11 protein-coding genes are annotated in these 17,671 nt (G+C 65.0%); 9 read left to right on the top strand and 2 right to left on the bottom strand.

The annotated features are described in order from the left end of the window. Nucleotides 1-101: 101 nt before the first annotated feature. On the bottom strand, nt 102-431 hold the full coding sequence (locus ACX0GZ_RS02835; RefSeq protein WP_458813129.1) for a hypothetical protein: 330 nt from the start codon (nt 429-431) through the stop codon (nt 102-104). 97 nt (nt 432-528) lie between these two features. Beyond that, the gene (locus ACX0GZ_RS02830) at nt 529-1,011 is read right to left on the bottom strand and encodes a redoxin family protein (RefSeq protein WP_458813127.1); all 483 of its coding nucleotides are present in this window, start codon (nt 1,009-1,011) and stop codon (nt 529-531) included. A gap of 102 nt (nt 1,012-1,113) precedes the next feature. Between ACX0GZ_RS02830 and ACX0GZ_RS02825 the strand changes: the two genes are divergently transcribed. The 9 genes from ACX0GZ_RS02825 to addA all read left to right on the top strand — a co-directional run bounded on the left by ACX0GZ_RS02825 (nt 1,114) and on the right by addA (nt 17,620). Continuing rightward, nucleotides 1,114-1,683, top strand: a complete 570-nt coding sequence (locus ACX0GZ_RS02825) for a YqgE/AlgH family protein (RefSeq protein ID WP_458813125.1) — start codon at nt 1,114-1,116, stop codon at nt 1,681-1,683. A 241-nt stretch (nt 1,684-1,924) separates the two neighbouring features. Continuing rightward, a complete protein-coding gene (ahcY, locus tag ACX0GZ_RS02820; RefSeq protein ID WP_458813123.1) occupies nt 1,925-3,346 on the top strand; it encodes an adenosylhomocysteinase in 1,422 nt (473 codons plus the stop codon). A 183-nt stretch (nt 3,347-3,529) separates the two neighbouring features. After that, entirely contained in the window at nt 3,530-6,586 is a 3,057-nt protein-coding gene (locus tag ACX0GZ_RS02815) for a TonB-dependent receptor domain-containing protein (RefSeq protein WP_458813121.1), read from the top strand. Between the two features lie 196 nt (nt 6,587-6,782). Next, nucleotides 6,783-9,083 carry a PAS-domain containing protein gene (locus ACX0GZ_RS02810; protein ID WP_458813119.1) on the top strand — a complete coding sequence of 767 codons (2,301 nt, stop codon included), beginning with the start codon at nt 6,783-6,785 and terminating at the stop codon, nt 9,081-9,083. Further along, nucleotides 9,080-9,538: a tRNA (adenosine(37)-N6)-threonylcarbamoyltransferase complex ATPase subunit type 1 TsaE gene (gene tsaE / locus ACX0GZ_RS02805; protein WP_458813117.1), complete on the top strand. Its 459-nt coding sequence runs from the start codon at nt 9,080-9,082 to the stop codon at nt 9,536-9,538. The genes ACX0GZ_RS02810 and tsaE overlap by 4 nt, the downstream gene beginning before the upstream one ends. Then, nucleotides 9,523-10,503, top strand: a complete 981-nt coding sequence (locus tag ACX0GZ_RS02800; RefSeq protein ID WP_458813115.1) for an aminoglycoside phosphotransferase family protein — start codon at nt 9,523-9,525, stop codon at nt 10,501-10,503. The genes tsaE and ACX0GZ_RS02800 overlap by 16 nt, the downstream gene beginning before the upstream one ends. Further along, complete coding sequence (locus tag ACX0GZ_RS02795; RefSeq protein ID WP_458813113.1) at nt 10,500-11,249, top strand: nucleotidyltransferase family protein; 750 nt, start codon at nt 10,500-10,502, stop codon at nt 11,247-11,249. Before ACX0GZ_RS02800 ends, ACX0GZ_RS02795 begins: the two co-directional genes overlap by 4 nt. Beyond that, a complete protein-coding gene (locus ACX0GZ_RS02790) occupies nt 11,242-14,184 on the top strand; it encodes a PD-(D/E)XK nuclease family protein (protein WP_458813111.1) in 2,943 nt (980 codons plus the stop codon). Before ACX0GZ_RS02795 ends, ACX0GZ_RS02790 begins: the two co-directional genes overlap by 8 nt. Next, nucleotides 14,171-17,620, top strand: a complete 3,450-nt coding sequence (addA, locus tag ACX0GZ_RS02785) for a double-strand break repair helicase AddA (protein WP_458813109.1) — start codon at nt 14,171-14,173, stop codon at nt 17,618-17,620. The genes ACX0GZ_RS02790 and addA overlap by 14 nt, the downstream gene beginning before the upstream one ends. Nucleotides 17,621-17,671: the final 51 nt, after the last annotated feature.

Below are 17,671 nucleotides of genomic sequence, written 5' to 3'. Positions count from 1 at the left end.
AATCGCGCCGGAGCGGGGCTCCGACGCGATGGCGATCATGCGACATACGGCAGACCGTGCTCATCCTGAGCGCGGCTGTTCGCCGAGTATTTCTTGCCGAGTTATTTCTTGGCAGTGGTCGATTTTGCCGCCGTTGTCTTTGCAGCAGGCTTACGAGTGGCCGGCTTGCGCGCGGGGGCTGGTTTCTTGGTCGTGTCCTTGGACAATTTGGTCGCGGCGACGGCGACGCCAGCGATTGCGGCGGCCGCACCCGCGGCGATCGCGGCCGCCGTTTTCGGATTTTTCTTGGCCGCATCCACGGCCGTCTTGGTAGCCGACGACGTCTTCTTCGAGGCCGTATCAAAGGTTTCCTTTGCCGACTTCGCCAGATCATTCGTCAAATCGGAAGCCTGCTGCTTGATCGTATCGGCGGTGTTCTTGATGTCGGCCATGTAATATACTCCCTTTCACGGATATTGCGTTGCGGTGACAACGCCAACCCCAAGGGGTGGTTCCGCCCGCGTTACAGTCGCGCGAGCGGAAACCCAATTACAGCGTGCCGAGCAGGTGTTCCGCCGAGCTTACCTTGAACTCGCCGGGCGCCTCGACGTTCAGCGATTCGACCACGCCGTCATTGACGACCATCGAATAACGCTGGCTGCGCGTGCCCATGCCGAATTTTGAGCCGTCCATCTCCAAGCCCAGTTCTTTGGCGAACTGGCCGTTGCCATCGGCGAGCAGCGTGATCTTGTCGCCCGCGTTCGACGCCTTGCCCCACGCGTCCATCACGAACGCGTCGTTGACCGATACGCAGGCGATTTCGTCCACGCCCTTGGCCTTCAGCGCTTCGGCATTGTCGATATAGCCGGGCATGTGCTTGGCCGAGCAGGTCGGAGTGAAGGCGCCGGGAACGGCGAACAGCGCGACCTTGCGACCGGCGAAGAAATCGTCGGTCGAAACCTGGTCCGGGCCGTTTTCGGTCGCCTTGACGAGCGTTGCGCTCGGCAGCTTGTCGCCTACCTTGATCGTCATGCCTATTGTCTCCCTTGCTGGCGCCGGGGTGGCGCGGGTCGCTGTGCAACTTGGACGCTCGACCCTGCTTTTCAAGCATGGCGCACGCCGAAATCGCTCCCTATGCTGAAGGCAATGGAGCCGAATTTTCTTACCGGACAATTCCTGCTGGCGATGCCCGGCATCGGCGACCCGCGGTTCGAACGCGCGGTGATCGCGATCTGCGCGCACGACGTGGAGGGCGCGCTGGGGATCGGCATCGGCAAGACGTTCGACGGGCTGACCTTTCACGACCTGCTCGGCCAGCTCGATATCGAACCCGGCGTCGCCGCCAATGTCGCCATCCATATCGGCGGACCGGTCGAACCTCAGCGCGGTTTCGTCCTCCACTCGCTCGACTGGAGCGGGCAGGACACGGTGGAGGTCGCGGGACGCTGGGCGTTGTCGGGGACGCTCGACGTGTTGAAGGCGATTGCCGACGGCAGCGGGCCGACACGGTGGATGGTGGCGCTGGGCTATACCGGCTGGGGGGAGAAGCAGCTCGACGAGGAAATGACCCGGCACGGCTGGTTCAACGTCCACGGGGCGGAGAGCATGATCTTCGACACGCCGGTAGGGGCGCGTTGGGAGGCCGGGTTCGAAGGAGCGGGGATCGATCCCCGGTTGCTGGCGGTCAGCGCGGGGACGGCCTGAACTCGTTTCCCCTTCGTCATTGCGAGCGCAGCGAAGCAATCCAGCTAGATCGCGTTCAGACGCTGGATTGCTTCGCTGCGCTCGCAATGACGAGTCATCGATCAGGTGGGCGCTCCCGAACCTCCATATAAAGATATCTTTATATCGAATTTGCATTCCGCCCGCCCCTTCTGTAAAGCGCCGGTCATCCGGCTGGGCATACGGCCCGCCGCCAACATTCAAAGCATCCAGGAGTTTGCCCGTGGCAACCGCACCCGCCATCGATACGCAGGACTATGTCATCCGCGACATCGGCCTCGCCGATTTCGGCCGTAAGGAAATCGACATCGCCGAGACCGAAATGCCGGGCCTGATGGCGCTGCGCGAGGAATATGGGGCGAAGCAGCCGCTGAAGGGCGCGCGCATCACCGGATCGCTGCACATGACCATCCAGACCGCGGTGCTGATCGAAACGCTGACCGCACTCGGCGCCGACGTGCGCTGGGCGACCTGCAACATCTTCTCGACCCAGGATCATGCCGCCGCCGCGATCGCCGCGACCGGCGTGCCGGTGTTCGCGGTAAAGGGTGAAAGCCTGGCCGATTACTGGAACTATGTCGGCGACATCTTCTCCTGGGATCATGACGTGGACGGCCAGACCGCCAACATCATCCTCGACGATGGCGGCGACGCGACGATGTTCGCGCTGTGGGGCGCCAAGCTCGAGGCCGGCCACACCATGCCCGAGCCCGAGAATGAAGAAGAAGTCGAAATGCAGCGCGCGCTCAAGGCGTTCATCGCCAAGAAGCCCGGCTATCTGACCGAAACCGTCAAGAATCTGAAGGGCGTGTCGGAGGAAACGACCACCGGCGTCCACCGCCTCTACGAAATCTCGAAGAAGGGCGAACTGCCGTTCCCGGCGATCAACGTGAACGATTCGGTGACCAAGTCCAAGTTCGATAACCTCTATGGCTGCAAGGAATCGCTGGTCGACGCGATCCGTCGCGCAACCGACGTGATGCTGGCGGGCAAGGTCGCCTGCGTCGCCGGCTTCGGCGATGTCGGCAAGGGTTCGGCCCAGAGCTTGCGCAACGGCGGCGCTCGCGTTCTCGTCACCGAAGTGGATCCGATCTGCGCATTGCAGGCGGCGATGGAAGGGTTCGAAGTCGTGACGATGGAAGAGGCGGTCAAGCGCGCCGACATCTTCTGCACCGCGACCGGCAATGCCGACGTCATCACCGCCGATCACATGAAGGCGATGAAGCCCATGTCGATCGTCTGCAACATCGGCCATTTCGACAGCGAAATTCAGATCGCTGCGCTGTCGAACTATGAGTGGGACGAAGTGAAGCCCGGCACCGACCTGGTGAAGTTCCCTGACGGCAAGCAGATCATCATTCTCGCGAAAGGCCGCCTGGTGAACCTGGGTTGCGCGACCGGCCACCCGTCGTTCGTGATGTCCGCCAGCTTCACCAACCAGACGCTGGCGCAGATCGAGCTGTGGACGAACGGCGATGCGTATAAGAATGAAGTGTACGTCCTGCCCAAGCATCTCGACGAAAAGGTCGCAGCGCTTCACCTCGAAAAGCTGGGCGTGCAACTGTCGAAACTGACGCCGAAACAGGCCGACTATATCGGCGTGCCGGCCGAAGGCCCGTTCAAGCCGGATCATTATCGTTACTGATTTTAGTTAGGTTTCCGTAACGTCATCCGGGCCGCGCCCGCCATCCGGCGAGCGCGGCCTTTTTCGTGTGGCAGAAAGTCAACACCGGTTGATAAAAGTCGCTCGCTACGGGTTGCCTTCTCGCCGTTTTCGGTGGGAAGGGGGCATTCTTCAAACCGTAATTGTAAGCGTGAGGCTTTATAAATGACTGATCTTTCCGTGCGCCTTCGTGTCGGCGCCGCCACTACTGCGCTTATCGCCGGAGTTTTAGCGACATCGCCTGCCCTCGCTCAGGAAGTTGCTCCGGTAGGCACCGCAGTTGCAGACCCGGTGGAGCAGGAAGCCGATGATGTTCAGGGTGGCGAGATCATTGTCACCGGATCGCGCATTCCGCGGCCCAACCTTGATACCGGCCAGCCTACGCTTGTGCTTGGAAGCGATCTGGTCGAACAGCGCGGCTACACCAACGTCGGCGATGCGCTGAACGATCTTCCGTCCTTTGGCGTGCCGGGAAGCTCACGCGTCGGCGGACAGGCCGGATCGTTTGGTTCGGGCCAGAACTTTGTCAATTTCTTCGGCCTAGGCGATCAGCGGACCCTGACGGTGGTCAATGGTCGTCGGTTTGTTAGTTCCAATACGGCATCCATCTTTGGCCCGACCGGCTCTGGTTCGCAGGTCGATTTTAACGTTATTCCGACTCTTCTTCTCGATCGCGTCGAAACAATCGCCGTCGGCGGTGCACCGATATATGGATCTGACGCCATTGCTGGAACCATCAACGTTATCACCAAACGACAGTTTGAAGGCGTCGAACTCGACGCACAGTATGGTATTTCGGAAGCAGGTGACGGCGCCGAGTTTCGTATCCGTGGATTGGCCGGTACGCGGTTCGGTGACGGTCGAGGAAGCATCATGGTCGCTGGCGAATACAGCGAAGAGAACGGTCTGACGAATGCCGCTCGGCCCGGTAAACGGCTTAACAGCTTCTTCACGACGCCACTTGGCGATTCGCCATTTTCCAATGTCTTGATCGGTGATCGCCGCATCCCCGCGCTGAACGAGTTCGGTGCACCGGTGGTAACCGACTTCATTCCGCTTTCTCCGGAACAGGCCGCGGAGTTCGGGTTTCAGCCTTCGGTCGTCGATGCCGCCGGAAACCCGCTGGCATTTGACGCGGCGGGTAATCTCGTTCCGATCGATTTTGGCGAGCGGACGGGCAATCTGATCAACTTCAACGGGGGGAACGGGTTCGTCCTGCCGGGCAATCTGCTTTCGCCAGTTCGCCGTTACCTCGGTACCGTTCTTGCTGAGTATGAGATCAGCGACGGCATTCGGTTGTTCGGTGAAGGCTGGTACGCAAACAGTCGTGGTGAGCAGCTTCGTGACCAGCCGGTTTACAACACCGGTCTGTTTGATGTCGCAGGCGCGCCGGATGGTAATTTGGTCCTGAGCATCGACAATCCGTTTCTCTCGCCTGAAGCGCGTCAGACCATCGTGGCTAATCTGGCCACCAATCCGGCGTCGGATTCGCTGACCACGTTCCAGCTTGGTCGCGCAAACACCGATCTCGTATCTGGCGCTGGTTCATCGACAGTCGAACTTTACCGTTTCGTCGGTGGCGTCGATGGCAATTTCCGGGCGCTAGGCCGCGACATGCGCTTCGAGCTGGTCGGGAACTATGGTCGCTCAGTGACTGAAGGCAACGAGCGTGTTTTGGTCCAGCAGAATTTCGAGAACGCGCTCAACGCCGTTCGGGACGCAAGCGGCAACATCGTCTGCGCGCCCGGCGCGGTTAATGCGAATATCCCGACGCTCAGCAGCACCTGCTCACCGATCAATCCGTTTGGGCAGCAGATTTCCCAGGCAGCGCGCGATTATGTTACGGCGATCGCCGATCCGCGGGCGGTTAATGAGCAATGGCTGGTGACCGCGTCGGTTTCCGGGTCCCTATTTACGCTGCCAGGCGGTAATGTGGGCTTTGCGCTCGGCTATGAGCATAGGGATGAATCGGCCGATTTCGACCCTGGGGCATTTTATCGCGGCGAGCTCCAAGCTGACGGCACGCGGGCGCAATTCGGTCGATCGGTTCCGATCGATTCAATCGCTGGCGGCTTCAACACCGATGAATTCTTCGGCGAAGTCACTCTGCCGTTGATCGGCTCGGCCAACGACATCCCGTTCGTTCACGCGCTGGAACTCCACGGCGCCGCGCGCTACATTGACAACTCGCTGGCCGGAAGCGACTGGACTTACACCGGCGATGTGCGCTGGGAGCCGATTCAGGGCTTTGCATTCCGCGGTAACTACACGCGGTCGGTACGGGCACCCGCAATCACCGAGTTGTTCAATCCGGAAAGCCAGATCTTTACCACGGCAAGCGATCCTTGCGATTCGCGTTTCATCAACAACGGTCCTAATGCAGCGGCGCGTGCAGCCAATTGTGCCGCCGACGGCCTACCTGCCGACTTCCAGTCGAACATCGTCGATTTCACGTCGCGCGGTTCGTTGTCGGGCAATACCAACCTTCAAAACGAAACGGCAAAGGCCATTACGGTCGGCGCCATCCTGACACCGACCTTCTTGCCCGGCTTCAATGCCTCGGTGGATTGGGTGGATATCCGTCTGTCCAACGCAATCGAGAGTCTGAACGCTACGCAGGTGCTTGAGGGGTGCTATGACAGCCCTTCCTTCCCGGGTGATTTGTGTTCGAGCTTCACTCGTGATGCCGACGGACAAGTCACCTTCATTCAGACCGGTTTCGCGAATGCTGCCGAGCGCAAGTTCCGTGGTCTTGTGGCGCAGGTCGGATATCAGATTCCCGCCACCTTCCTTGGCAATGGCGGGGCGATCAATCTGTCCGGCCAGTATCAGTACACAGATGAGCTTGTCGTTCGTGTCGGCGAAGGCGACCAGACGACTTTGCGCAACTCGATCGGATATTCGCCGCACAAGGGTCAGGCAAACGTCGCGCTCAGTAACGACGAATTCAGCTTGTCGGTTCAGTGGCTTTATTACGGCAAAACCAAGCTGGATCCGGACGCACCGGACTCGACTTACGAATTCCCGAACGTCGGAGCGGTGAGTTTCTTCAACACGACCGCGCAGGTGAAGGTTGCTGAAGACTTCTCGCTTCGCTTCATCGTGAACAACCTCTTCGATCAAGGTGCTCCCTTCCCCGTTCCTGCTTTTGGCGGAACTGGCACCTACTTCGATGCATTTTTCGGACGCAGCTTCAAGGTTGGGGCGAACGTCCGGTTCTAATTTGTAATGTCGGATGAAAGGGGCGGCGACCTGACCCGGGTTGCCGCCCCTTTTTTGTTTGGGTGGTTCACCTAACGCGCAACTCGCCTAAAGAGACGCACATGGACAGTGTGTATCCTGCGTCGACATCGGTTCGGCGTTCATGACAACGGTTGAGGTTTCGACCTCTATTTTGCTGGTCGTCGGTATCCTACTGATGACAATGATTGCGTGTGCGGTATGGGCGCTGGCGAAAGGCCTTGGCGCAATGCGGTCTGCCGCGGAAATCCGCGAAACTGCGCTCCAGCTCAGGGTGCAGAGCGACGCGTCGCCTGCGCGACCGATGCTGGTGCGGGCCGATGGACGGGTCGAGGTGGGCTCGGCGGTGGTCGGCTGGCTCGGCCTGGCGTTTCCGCCGGAAACCTTGAGCGATCTGTCGCATGCGGACAGCGGGATCGAGCATGACGACGCCGCCGCTCTGCGGGGCGACATCATCGCCGCACAGCGAGCGGCACGACCGTTTCGGCGGCAGATCCGCGTGCAAGACGCGCGGCGGGCATTGCTGGCGGTCGGCGATCGTGCGCCCGCGGCGCTCAACGCGCCCGGCGGGGTGCTGGTCTGGTTCTTCGACGCGACCGAAGTGCAGGGAGAGGTGATCCGCCTGGACAGCGAATTGCGCGAGCTGCACGCAGCATTCGACGCCCTTGCCGGGCTGATCGAAGTAGCGCCGCTGCCGATGTGGTATCGCGACCGCGACCTCAATCTGGCGATGGTCAACTCGGCCTATGTCAACGCGGTGGAGGCCGAGGGGGCGGGCGACGTGGTGCGCCGCCAGGTCGAACTGATCGAGGGACAGGGCACCGGCGGTCCGCTGGCCCAGCCCGCCAGCGCGCGGGAGACGGGCAAGCCGCTGGTCAGCCACCTGCCCGCGACGATCGGCGGCGAACGGCGAATGTTGCGCGTTCACGACGTACCGTTGCCGAGCGGCGGTACTGCCGGGTTCGCGGTCGATATCGACGAGCTGGAACAAGCGCGCGCAGGCATCAAGCGCTTTGCGATGGCGCAGCGGTCGATGCTCGACCTGTTGTCGGCAGGCGTCGCGCAGTTCAGCCCCGAACGCACGCTGACATTCTGCAACCAGCCGTTTCGCCGCATGTTCGCGATGCGTACCGAATGGCTGTCCGACCGCCCCGAATTCGACCGCGTGCTGGAACGGATGCGCGAAGCCAAGCGCGTCCCCGAAGTGCGCGACTTTCCCGGCTGGAAGGCGGAGCGGCGCGAATGGTTCACCGCGGCCGAAAGTGCCACCGAAGAGGCGTGGAACCTGCCCGGCGGCATCCATCTGCGCGTCGTCGCCCAACCGTTGCCCGAAGGCGGGTTGCTGCTGATCTTCGAGGATCGGACCGAACAGGTGCAACTGGCATCGGCGCGCGATACGCTGCTGCGGACGCGCACTGCGACGTTCGACAATCTGTCGGAGGCGATCGGGGTGTTCGCCGCCGATGGCCGGTTGCAGCTGTGGAACAACAAGTTTCGTGCGATCTGGGGATTTGAGGAAGAATTTCTGGCCGGCCATCCGCGCGTCGACAGCCTGGCGCAAAAGGCCGCGCCGCGCCTGGCCGACCCCAAACGCGCGTCGGTGATCGGCGAGCTGGTTCGGTTCGCGACGGCCGAGCGGATGCAGCGCGGCGGGCGCGTGCAATTTGCCGATGGCCGCCATTTCGATTTCGCTGCGGTGCCGCTGCCGGACGGCAACGCGCTGTTCACGATGCTCGACGTCACCGACAGCCGCCGGATGGAGCGCGCGCTGCGAGACCGCAACGAAGCGCTGGAGGCCGCCGACCGGGTCAAGACCGGCTTCGTCGCCAGCATGAGCTACGAATTGCGCACGCCGCTTACCTCGATCCAGGGTTTCGCCGAAATGCTGCACGGCGGCTATGCCGGTCCCTTGACCGAGGGTGGACGCGATTATGTCGAGGCGATCCTCAATTCGGTCGCGCGGCTGTCGGTGCTGGTCGATGACGTGCTCGACCTGACCCAGAATGAGGATTTCGAACCGGCACGCAAGCCCGTCGATCTGGAATTGCTCGCCCATGCTGCGGCCGAATCGCACGCCGACCGGATCAGGGCGAAGCAGATCGATTTCGCGGTCGAGATTGCCGGGAGCGCCGGATCGGTCGCGGGCGAACAGCGGCGATTGCGCCAGGTCATCGAGCATGTGCTGAGCCACGCGATCGGCCACACCCCGTCCGGCGGGCGCGTGTTGCTGCACATCGACGGCGACGAGCGATCGGCGCGGATCGTCGTATCCGACAATGGCCCCGGCATGTCGAAGGCGGAGATCGAGCGCGCGTTCGACCGGTTTGCGCGGCACGACATATCGCGCGACGACGAACGGCCGCTGGGGCTGGGCATGCCGCTCGCCAAGCGGTTCGTCGTCGCGCATGGCGGCAGCATCGAAATGGTGTCGGAGCCGGGACAGGGGACGATGGTCACGATCATCCTGCCGCGCGAATGAGCGGAGAATCCATGCTGCTCGACGGGCCTGAGGCGTCGCTGGCGTTCGGCGCGAAGCTGGCCGCGGTCGCGGCGCCCGGTGATTTGATCGCGCTGATCGGCCCCCTGGGCGCGGGCAAGACCAGCATCGCGCGCGGGCTGCTCGCGGCGCTGGGGCTGGAGGAGGAAGCGCCGTCGCCTTCGTTTGCGATCGTCCAACCTTATGATCCGCCGGAGGTCGCGTTTCCGGTGCTGCACGTCGATCTCTATCGGATCGAGGACCCTTCCGAACTTGCGCAATTCGCGTTGGACGAAGCGCGCGAGGATTCGCTGCTCGTCGTCGAGTGGCCAGAACTGGGTGGCGTCGACCGGTGGCCCGATGCGCTCATCCTGTCGCTGGCGGTGACAGGCGACGGTCGCCGCGCCTTGACAGCGCAGGTGCCCGCGTCATGGAAGGACCGATGGCCTCCGACATGATTCCGCCGATTGCGGCGCGCGATTTCCTCGACAGCAACGGCTGGCGCGATGCGGTGATCGAACCGGTGGCGGGCGATGCCTCGTTCCGGCGCTATTTCCGGGTGAGACAGGGCGACCGACACGCGATCCTGATGGACGCACCGCCCCCGCACGAGGACCCGCGACCCTTTATCGCGGTCGCGCGCTGGCTGGGCGAGCGCGGTTTTCGCGCGCCGACCATTCATGCCGAGGATCTGTCGCACGGCCTGGTCCTGCTGGAGGATTTCGGTGACGCGCGCATGCGCGAGACGGTGGATGCCGATCCCGCGCGCGAAGATGCGCTTTATGCCCAGGCGATCGACCTGCTCGTCGCATTGCGCGCGCATCCGGCGGCCGATGTCGATCCCTATGACCGCGCGACGTGTCAGCGCGAAGCGGGGCTGCTGACCGAATGGTATTGCCCGGCGATCGGACACGATGTCGATGTTGCGGGTTATGAGGCGGCGTGGGACGCGGTGCTGGAGGGCGTGGATTCGGTTCGCGACGTGATGGTGCTGCGCGATTATCATGCCGAGAACATCATGCTTCTCGAAGAAGGGGCGCTCGGCCTGCTCGATTTTCAGGACGCGCTGGCGGGGCATCCGGCCTATGACCTGGTTTCGCTGCTTCAGGATGCGCGGCGCGAGGTGCCCGCCAGCGTGGAGGCGGAAATGCTGGCGCGATACAAGAACGCGACCGGCGAGGGCGATGCGTTCGACGCGGCCTATCATGTGCTGGGCGCGCAGCGGAATGCGAAGATCGTCGGTATCTTTACGCGCCTGTGGAAGCGCGATGGCAAGCCGCGTTACCCGACGCTGTGTCCGCGCGTCTGGGGATATCTGGAACGCGACCTTGCGCACCCGGCGCTTGCGCCGGTCAGGGCGTGGTTCGACGCCAATATCCCCGCCGAACTGCGCGGCGATCCGATGGCGATCGCGGGCCGATGATCCGCAGACTGCGCCCCAATCCCGACGTCGCCGTGCCCGAAACGGCGATGGTGATGGCGGCGGGACTGGGCAAGCGGATGCGCCCCCTGACCGCGACCCGGCCCAAGCCGCTGGTGGAGGTCGCGGGTAAACCGCTGATCGACCATGTATTCGACCGATTGCGTTCGGCGGGCGTCCGCCGTGCCATCGTCAATGTTCATTATCTGGCCGACGCGATGGAAGCCCATCTGCGCGCGCGGGTGAAGGATATCGACGTCGCCATCTCCGACGAACGCGCAAAACTGATGGAGACGGGCGGCGGGCTGGTCCAGGCGCGCGCGATGATCGGCGATGCGCCGTTTCTGTGCGTCAACAGCGACAATCTGTGGGTCGATGGCCCGATCGATGCGATCGTCCAGCTGGCGCAGCACTGGGACGACGAGACGATGGACGCGCTGCTGCTGCTGGTGCCGCTGGCGCGCGCGCATTGTCACGGCGGGCAGGGCGATTTCCACCTCGATCCGCATGGGCGGATTACCAAACGCCGCGCGCCGGGACGGCTTGCGCCGTTCGTGTTCACCGGGGTTCAGATCCTGTCGCCTCGAGTGATCGCCGACTGGCCGGAAGGACCGTTCTCGACCAATCTGTTCTGGCAGCGGGCGATCGAAGCGGGGCGGATGTTCGGCGTCGTCCACTCGGGACTGTGGTTCGATGTCGGATCGCCGCCTGCCATCGCCACGACCGAAGCGATGCTCGCCGATGGGTGAGCGCGGGAAACCGTCGCTTTATACCATCCCGAGCCACCGGGCGTTCGGCGACGCGCTGGCGAACGGGCTGATTCGCCGCTTCGGCAGCGATCCGATGGCGCTGGCACGCGGCACGATCCTCGTCACCAACAACCGCGCCAAGTTGAGCGTGCGCGACGCCTTCGTACGCGCGAGCCAGGGCGGCCTGCTGCTGCCGCGTCTCGTTGCGATCGGCGATCCCGAACTCGACGAGAGCGTCGGCGCGATGCTCGACGCCGCCGACGACAGCGATCCGGTCCCGCCCGCTATCGATCCGCTCCGGCGCCGCATGATCCTCGCGCGGCTGGTCAGCGAAGCGCGCGTGCGCAGCGGCCAGCCGGTCGATGCAGGCGAAGCGGTGCGGCTGGCGGGCGATCTGTCGCGCACGCTCGACCAGTTGCTGGCCGAAGAGGTGCCGCCCGCGAAGCTACGCGACATCGAACTGGCCCCCGAATTGTCCGAGCACTGGCAGCGCGCGCTCGAACTGTTCGGGATCGTATTCGACGCCTGGCCGCGCGCACTGGAACGGCTTGGCCGGATCGATCTGGCGACGCGGCGCTCGTTACTGCTCCACAAGGTTGCCCGGCGCTGGCGCGAGACGCCGCCTGAGGGCTTTGTGTGCGCCGCCGGGATCGCCACCTCGTCGCCTGCGGTTGCGCGAATGCTGCGCAGCATTTCGGAAATGACGCACGGCATGGTGGTGCTGCCGGGACTGGCGACCGACATGCCTGACGATCAGTGGGAAGCGCTGGGGCCGCACGAACCCGACCCCGTAACGGGCACGCGGCGGCGACCGATCGAGACGCATGGGCAATATCACCTGAAGCTGCTGCTCGATCGCATGGGCATCGCCCGCGGAGAGGTCATGCGCTGGCGCGACGGCAGCGAGCATGACGCACCGCCGCAGCGCGGCCGCGCGGTTGCGCATGCGCTGGCCCCGGCCGAATTCACGCATGGCTGGACCGACTTGCCATCGGCGCAGCGGCGGTTGCCCGACGTGTCGCTGATCGAAGCGCCGACCCCGGCTGCCGAAGCCCAGGCAATTGCTATCGTACTGCGCGAGACGCTGGAGACGCCGGGGCGGACCGCCGCATTGGTGACGCCCGATCGGATGCTCGCGCGGCGCGTGGCCGCGCACTGCCGACGCTGGGGGATCGAGATCGACGACACCGCCGGACAGCCGCTGTCGTTGATGCCGCCGGGGACGTTGCTGCTGGGCATTGCCGAGGCGGCGGCGCAGGATTTCGCGCCGGTCGCGTTGCTCAACCTGCTCAAACACCCGTTGGTGATGGCGGGGAATCGCCGCGCCGACTGGCTGGATGGCGTGCGGCTGCTCGACAAGGCGCTGCGCGGCCCGCGTCCGGCGGCGGGGCTGGTTGGGGTGGATCGGCACCTGAGCGAATTTCCGCGCGCCGCCGGGTGGTGGCCGACGGCCCGCGTGCTGCTGAAGCCGGTCGAGGCGGCGGCGGCGAGCGGTGCGCAGCCGTTGCCCGCGATGGTGGCGATGCTGCGCGAGGCGGCGAATGCGCTGGCGGGCGATGCGGCGTGGGCACGGCCAGAGGGACGCGCGGCGGCGGACCTGATCGATGCGCTGGAACGTGAAGGCGCCCATGGCCCGTCATCGATCGATCCGGCAAGCCTGCCCGCGATGCTGCGCACGCTGATGGACGAGGTCGCGGTGCGCCCGCCCCAGGGCGGACATCCGCGGCTTGCCATTTACGGCTTGCTCGAAGCGCGATTGCAGACCGCCGACCGGATGATCCTGGGCGGCCTCAACGAAGGCATATGGCCGCCGCTGCCTGCGCCCGACCCGTGGCTCGCCCCGCGCATTCGCGCCGAACTTGGCCTTCCCGGACTGGAGCGACGCATCGGCCTGTCGGCGCATGATTTCGCGGGCGCGATGGGCGCGCGAGAGGTGGTGCTGACGCGCGCGCATCGCGACGCGACCGCACCGACCATCGCCTCGCGCTTCCTGTTGCGGATGACCGCGCTGTCGGGCGGGCTGGAGCGCGCGGGCGAGGTCGCGCGGCTTGCCGATGCGATCGACCGGCCTTGCGAATACACCCCCGCCAAACGACCCGAACCGTCGCCGCCCGTCGCGCTTCGCCCGCGTCGGATTTCGGTGACCGAAGTCGACCGGCTGAAGGCCGACCCCTATGCCTTCTACGCGCGGCGTTATCTGGGGCTGATGTCGATCGACCCGGTCGATGCCGACGCCAGCGCGGCATGGCGCGGCACGGCGGTGCACGACGTGCTCGAACATTGGGCGCGCGAGGATGGGTGTGATCCCGAAAAGCTACGCCCGCGTGCAGAGGCGATGCTGCGCGACGAACGCACCCATCCGATGCTGCGCGCGCTGTGGGGACCGCGACTGATCGAGGCGACCGACTGGATCGCGACCGAGATTGCCGCGCAGCAACAGCGTGGCCGCGCGGTGATCGATGTCGAGCGTGAAGGACGGATCGAGATTGCCGGGGTGGAATTGCGCGGCAAATACGACCGGATCGATCGGATGCCCGACGGCAGCCTGGGGATCGTCGATTACAAGACCGGCCAGCCGCCATCGCCCAAGGCGGCGCGCGCAGGGTTCACGTTGCAACTGGGGCTGCTCGGCCTGATTGCCGAGCGCGGAGGGTTCGATGGCGTGTCGGGCAAGGCCAGCGCGTTCGAATATTGGTCGCTCGCCAAATATCAGGGCAAGTTCGGCCGTATCGCCTCCCCCGTCGATCCCGAAGGCAAGCGCGACAAGATGCTGCCTGCCGAGTTCGTCCCGAATGCCGCGCAGCATTTCTCGGACGCGACGGCGCTGTGGCTGACGGGTAGCGAGCCGTTCAAGGCCAAGCTCAATCCCGAATATGCACCCTGGGCCGATTACGATCAGTTGATGCGCCGCGACGAATGGTATGGCCGTGAGTGATCCCCAGAAATCGGCAAAGCCGCTCCCCACGCTGCTCGGCAATCAGGCCGCGGCCAGCGATCCGCGCCTGCACGTCTGGCTCGCCGCCTCGGCGGGCACGGGCAAGACGCAGGTGTTGTCGGCGCGCGTCTATCGGCTGTTGCTGCGCGGCGTCGATCCTGGCGCGATCCTGTGCCTGACCTTTACCAAGGCAGGCGCCGCCGAAATGGCCGACCGCATCAATGATCGACTGGCGCGATGGGTGCGGATGGGCGAACCCGATCTGAAGCTGGACCTGATCGCGCTGGGCGAGGAGCCCGATGCGAAGCGGATCGCGCGGGCGCGGAGGTTGTTCGCGCAGGTGCTGGACGCGCCGGGCGGCGGCATCCGCATCCAGACGATTCACGGCTTCTGCCAGACCTTGCTGTCCGCCTTTCCGATCGAGGCGGGGCTGGTCCCTGGCTTCCGCCCATTGGAAGCGCGCGAGGAAAGCGTGATGGCGCGCGAGGCGCTGGCCGAACTCCTGACCGACGAAGCCGCGATCGGGCGATCGACCCATGCCGACGCGATCGGGGCGCTGAGTCTGCGGCTGGGCGAGGGGGCGGCAGAGGCGTTCCTGCTCGCCTGCGCCCGCGCGCCCGATGCGATGGCGGGGCTGCCGAGCGGCATTCAGCCTTTCTTGCGCCGCGCGCTCGACTTGCCGTCGGGTGATGTCGAGGCGGCGCTGGAGGCGGCGTGTTCGGACGATGCGTTCGATGTCGCTTCGCTGCGCCGGATTATCGACGCCAATCGCGCCTGGGGCACGGCGACCGGCAGCGACCATGCCGAGATCGGCGATTATTGGCTTGAGGCGGCCCCCGCCGAACGCGCGCGCCTGATCGACGACCTGCGCAGCATTGCCCACACCGCGAAGGGCGAGCCGCGCAAATATTCCGCGAAACTGTCCGCCGCCGATGCCGATTATGTCGAGCTGGCCGTCGAATTGGGAGAGGCGTGCGCCAAGCTCGCCTCGATCCGCGCGCGTGCCGCCTTCGCCGACTTGCTCGCCTCGTCGCTCGACGCCGGGCGCGCCTATGCCGATGCCTATGGCCGCGCCAAGCGCCGGTCGGGCGCGGTCGATTTCGGAGACCTGATCCGCGAGACGGTCAACTTGCTGCGTCAGCCGGGAATCGGCGAATGGGTCCGCTTCAAACTCGACCAGGTCACCGACCATGTCCTGATCGACGAGGCGCAGGACACGAACTGGGACCAGTGGACGATCATCTCGGCAATGGCCGAGGAATATTTCGCGGGCGAAGGCACCGGCGGCGCGCGCCACCGCACCCTGTTCACCGTCGGCGATTACAAACAGGCGATCTTCGGTTTTCAGGGCACCGACCCGTTTTTCTATGCGCTCGCACACCGCAAATATGAAACGCTCGATGCCGGACTGGCGGGTGCGGATGCCGATCCGGCACGGCTCAGCACCCTGTCGCTCACCCACAGCTTTCGCTCGACGCGCCCCATCCTCGAATTCGTCGATGCCGCGATTGCGGCGATGCCGGAGGGCGGCATGGGCAGCCATTCAGACGCCGAGCCGCACGCCAGCGAAGTGAAGGGACCGGGGCGGGTGACGCTGTGGTCGCCGACGCTGGCGGTATCCGAGGATGCCGAGGAGGAAGGCTGGATCGACGACGCCGTCCGCGCGCATGCCAAACGCATCGCGCGGCATATCGCCGGGCTGATCCGGTCGGGCGCGACTTTGGGCGCGAAGGGCAGGGCGTTGACCCCCGGCGACATCATGGTGCTGGTCAAACGGCGCGGCGAACTCGCGTCGTTGATCGTCGCCCGGCTCTATGCGGAGGGCGTGCCGGTCGCAGGCGTCGACCGGTTGCGGCTGAACGCGCCGCTTGCGGTGCAGGACCTGCTCGCCGCGATTCGCTTCGCGCTTCAGCCGGAGGACGATCTGTCGCTCGCCAGCCTGCTCGTCTCGCCTCTGATCGGCTGGAGCCAGGATCAATTGATGCGGGCCGCACCCCGCGAACGGGGAAGCCTGTGGCGGCATCTGCGCAACACCCAGCCGACGGAGACGCTGCGCCCGCTTCTCGACATTCTCGCGCGCGCCGATTTCGAGACGCCCTACCGTTTCCTTGAGGCGATGCTGTCGGGCAATCTCGACGGCCGGCGCAAGCTGGTCGCCCGACTGGGCGAGGAGGCGCGCGACCCGATCGAGGAACTGCTGAGCGCCGCGCTCAATTTCGAGCAGATCGCGACTCCGTCGCTGCAACGTTTCCTCGACTGGTTCGATCGCGGCGATGTCGAGATCAAGCGCGATCCGTCGCAAGGCGCGGATGCCGTGCGGGTGATGACCGCGCATGGCGCCAAGGGATTGCAGGCGCCGCTCGTCATGCTGGCTGACGCTGCCGCCGACCCCGACAATGTCGAACGCGCGCATCTGGCGTGGCAACCCAAGGACCATGACGGCCCAGCCTTCCCGATCTTCCGTCCGCGCGGGGCCGAGAAATCGGACGCGCTGGAGGGGCTGGTCGCGGATGCCGAGCGCCGCGAGATGGAGGAGCATTGGCGGCTATTCTATGTCGCCGCGACACGCGCAGAGGAAGAATTGATCGTCACCGGCGCGCTGACTCCGGGGACGGGTGGCGAGGTGCCCGAACGCAGCTGGTATGCCGTATCGGCGGCGGCGTTCGATGCGCTGGGGATCGCGGATGGCGACGAGGATGGCGAGCGCCGGTTCGAAGGCTTTGCGCCGCAACCGCCGGTGGCGATGCGCGGGCAGGCGACCGCTACGCCGAGCGATCCCACGCCGCTTCCCGTCTGGCTGCGCGCACCCGCTCCGCAAGAAGCGCGCCCGCCGCGTCCGCTCGCGCCATCATCGATCGGCGCGGACGATGCCGCCGATCCGCCGCCCGGCCCGGCGCTGCGTGCGGCGGCCGAACGCGGGCTTATCCTCCACCGCTTGTTCGAACGGCTGCCCGCAGTCGCCCCCGCCGATCGCCGCGCCGCCGCATTGCGCTGGCTGGAGCGCGCGTGCGGGATCGATGACGAATCCGAACGCGAAGGCCTGGCCAACAACGCGCTGGGCGTGATCGACGATCCGCGCTTCGCCGATCTGTTTGGACCCGATGCGCTGGCGGAAGCGCCGATCGCCGCGGTGGTGGACGGCGCGGTGGTGGCGGGCACGGTCGATCGATTGCTCGTTACCGAAACCCGCATTCGCGTCGTCGATTTCAAGACCTCACGCCACGCGCCTGCCGGCATCGAGGCGGTGCCCGACGCGCATGTCCGCCAGATGGCAGCCTATGTCGCGGCGCTGTCGGTGGTGTTTTCGGGCCGCGCGATCGATGCGGCGCTGGTCTATACTGCGGGGCCGGTCGCGATCGAGGTGCCCGCCGAACTGATCACGCGCTACAAGCCCGGCTATGGCGCGGCCGAACAAAGCTTCGTCGATGGCGCTTGAGCCCGGCGCCCGCGCTTCATAGATACGTCTCAATTCGATTTTCAGGAGATT

It is taken from the genome of Sphingomonas aestuarii (assembly GCF_054457155.1).
Note: the sequence above shows the minus strand (reverse complement) of the source record. Positions and strands in the feature narration are given on the sequence as shown.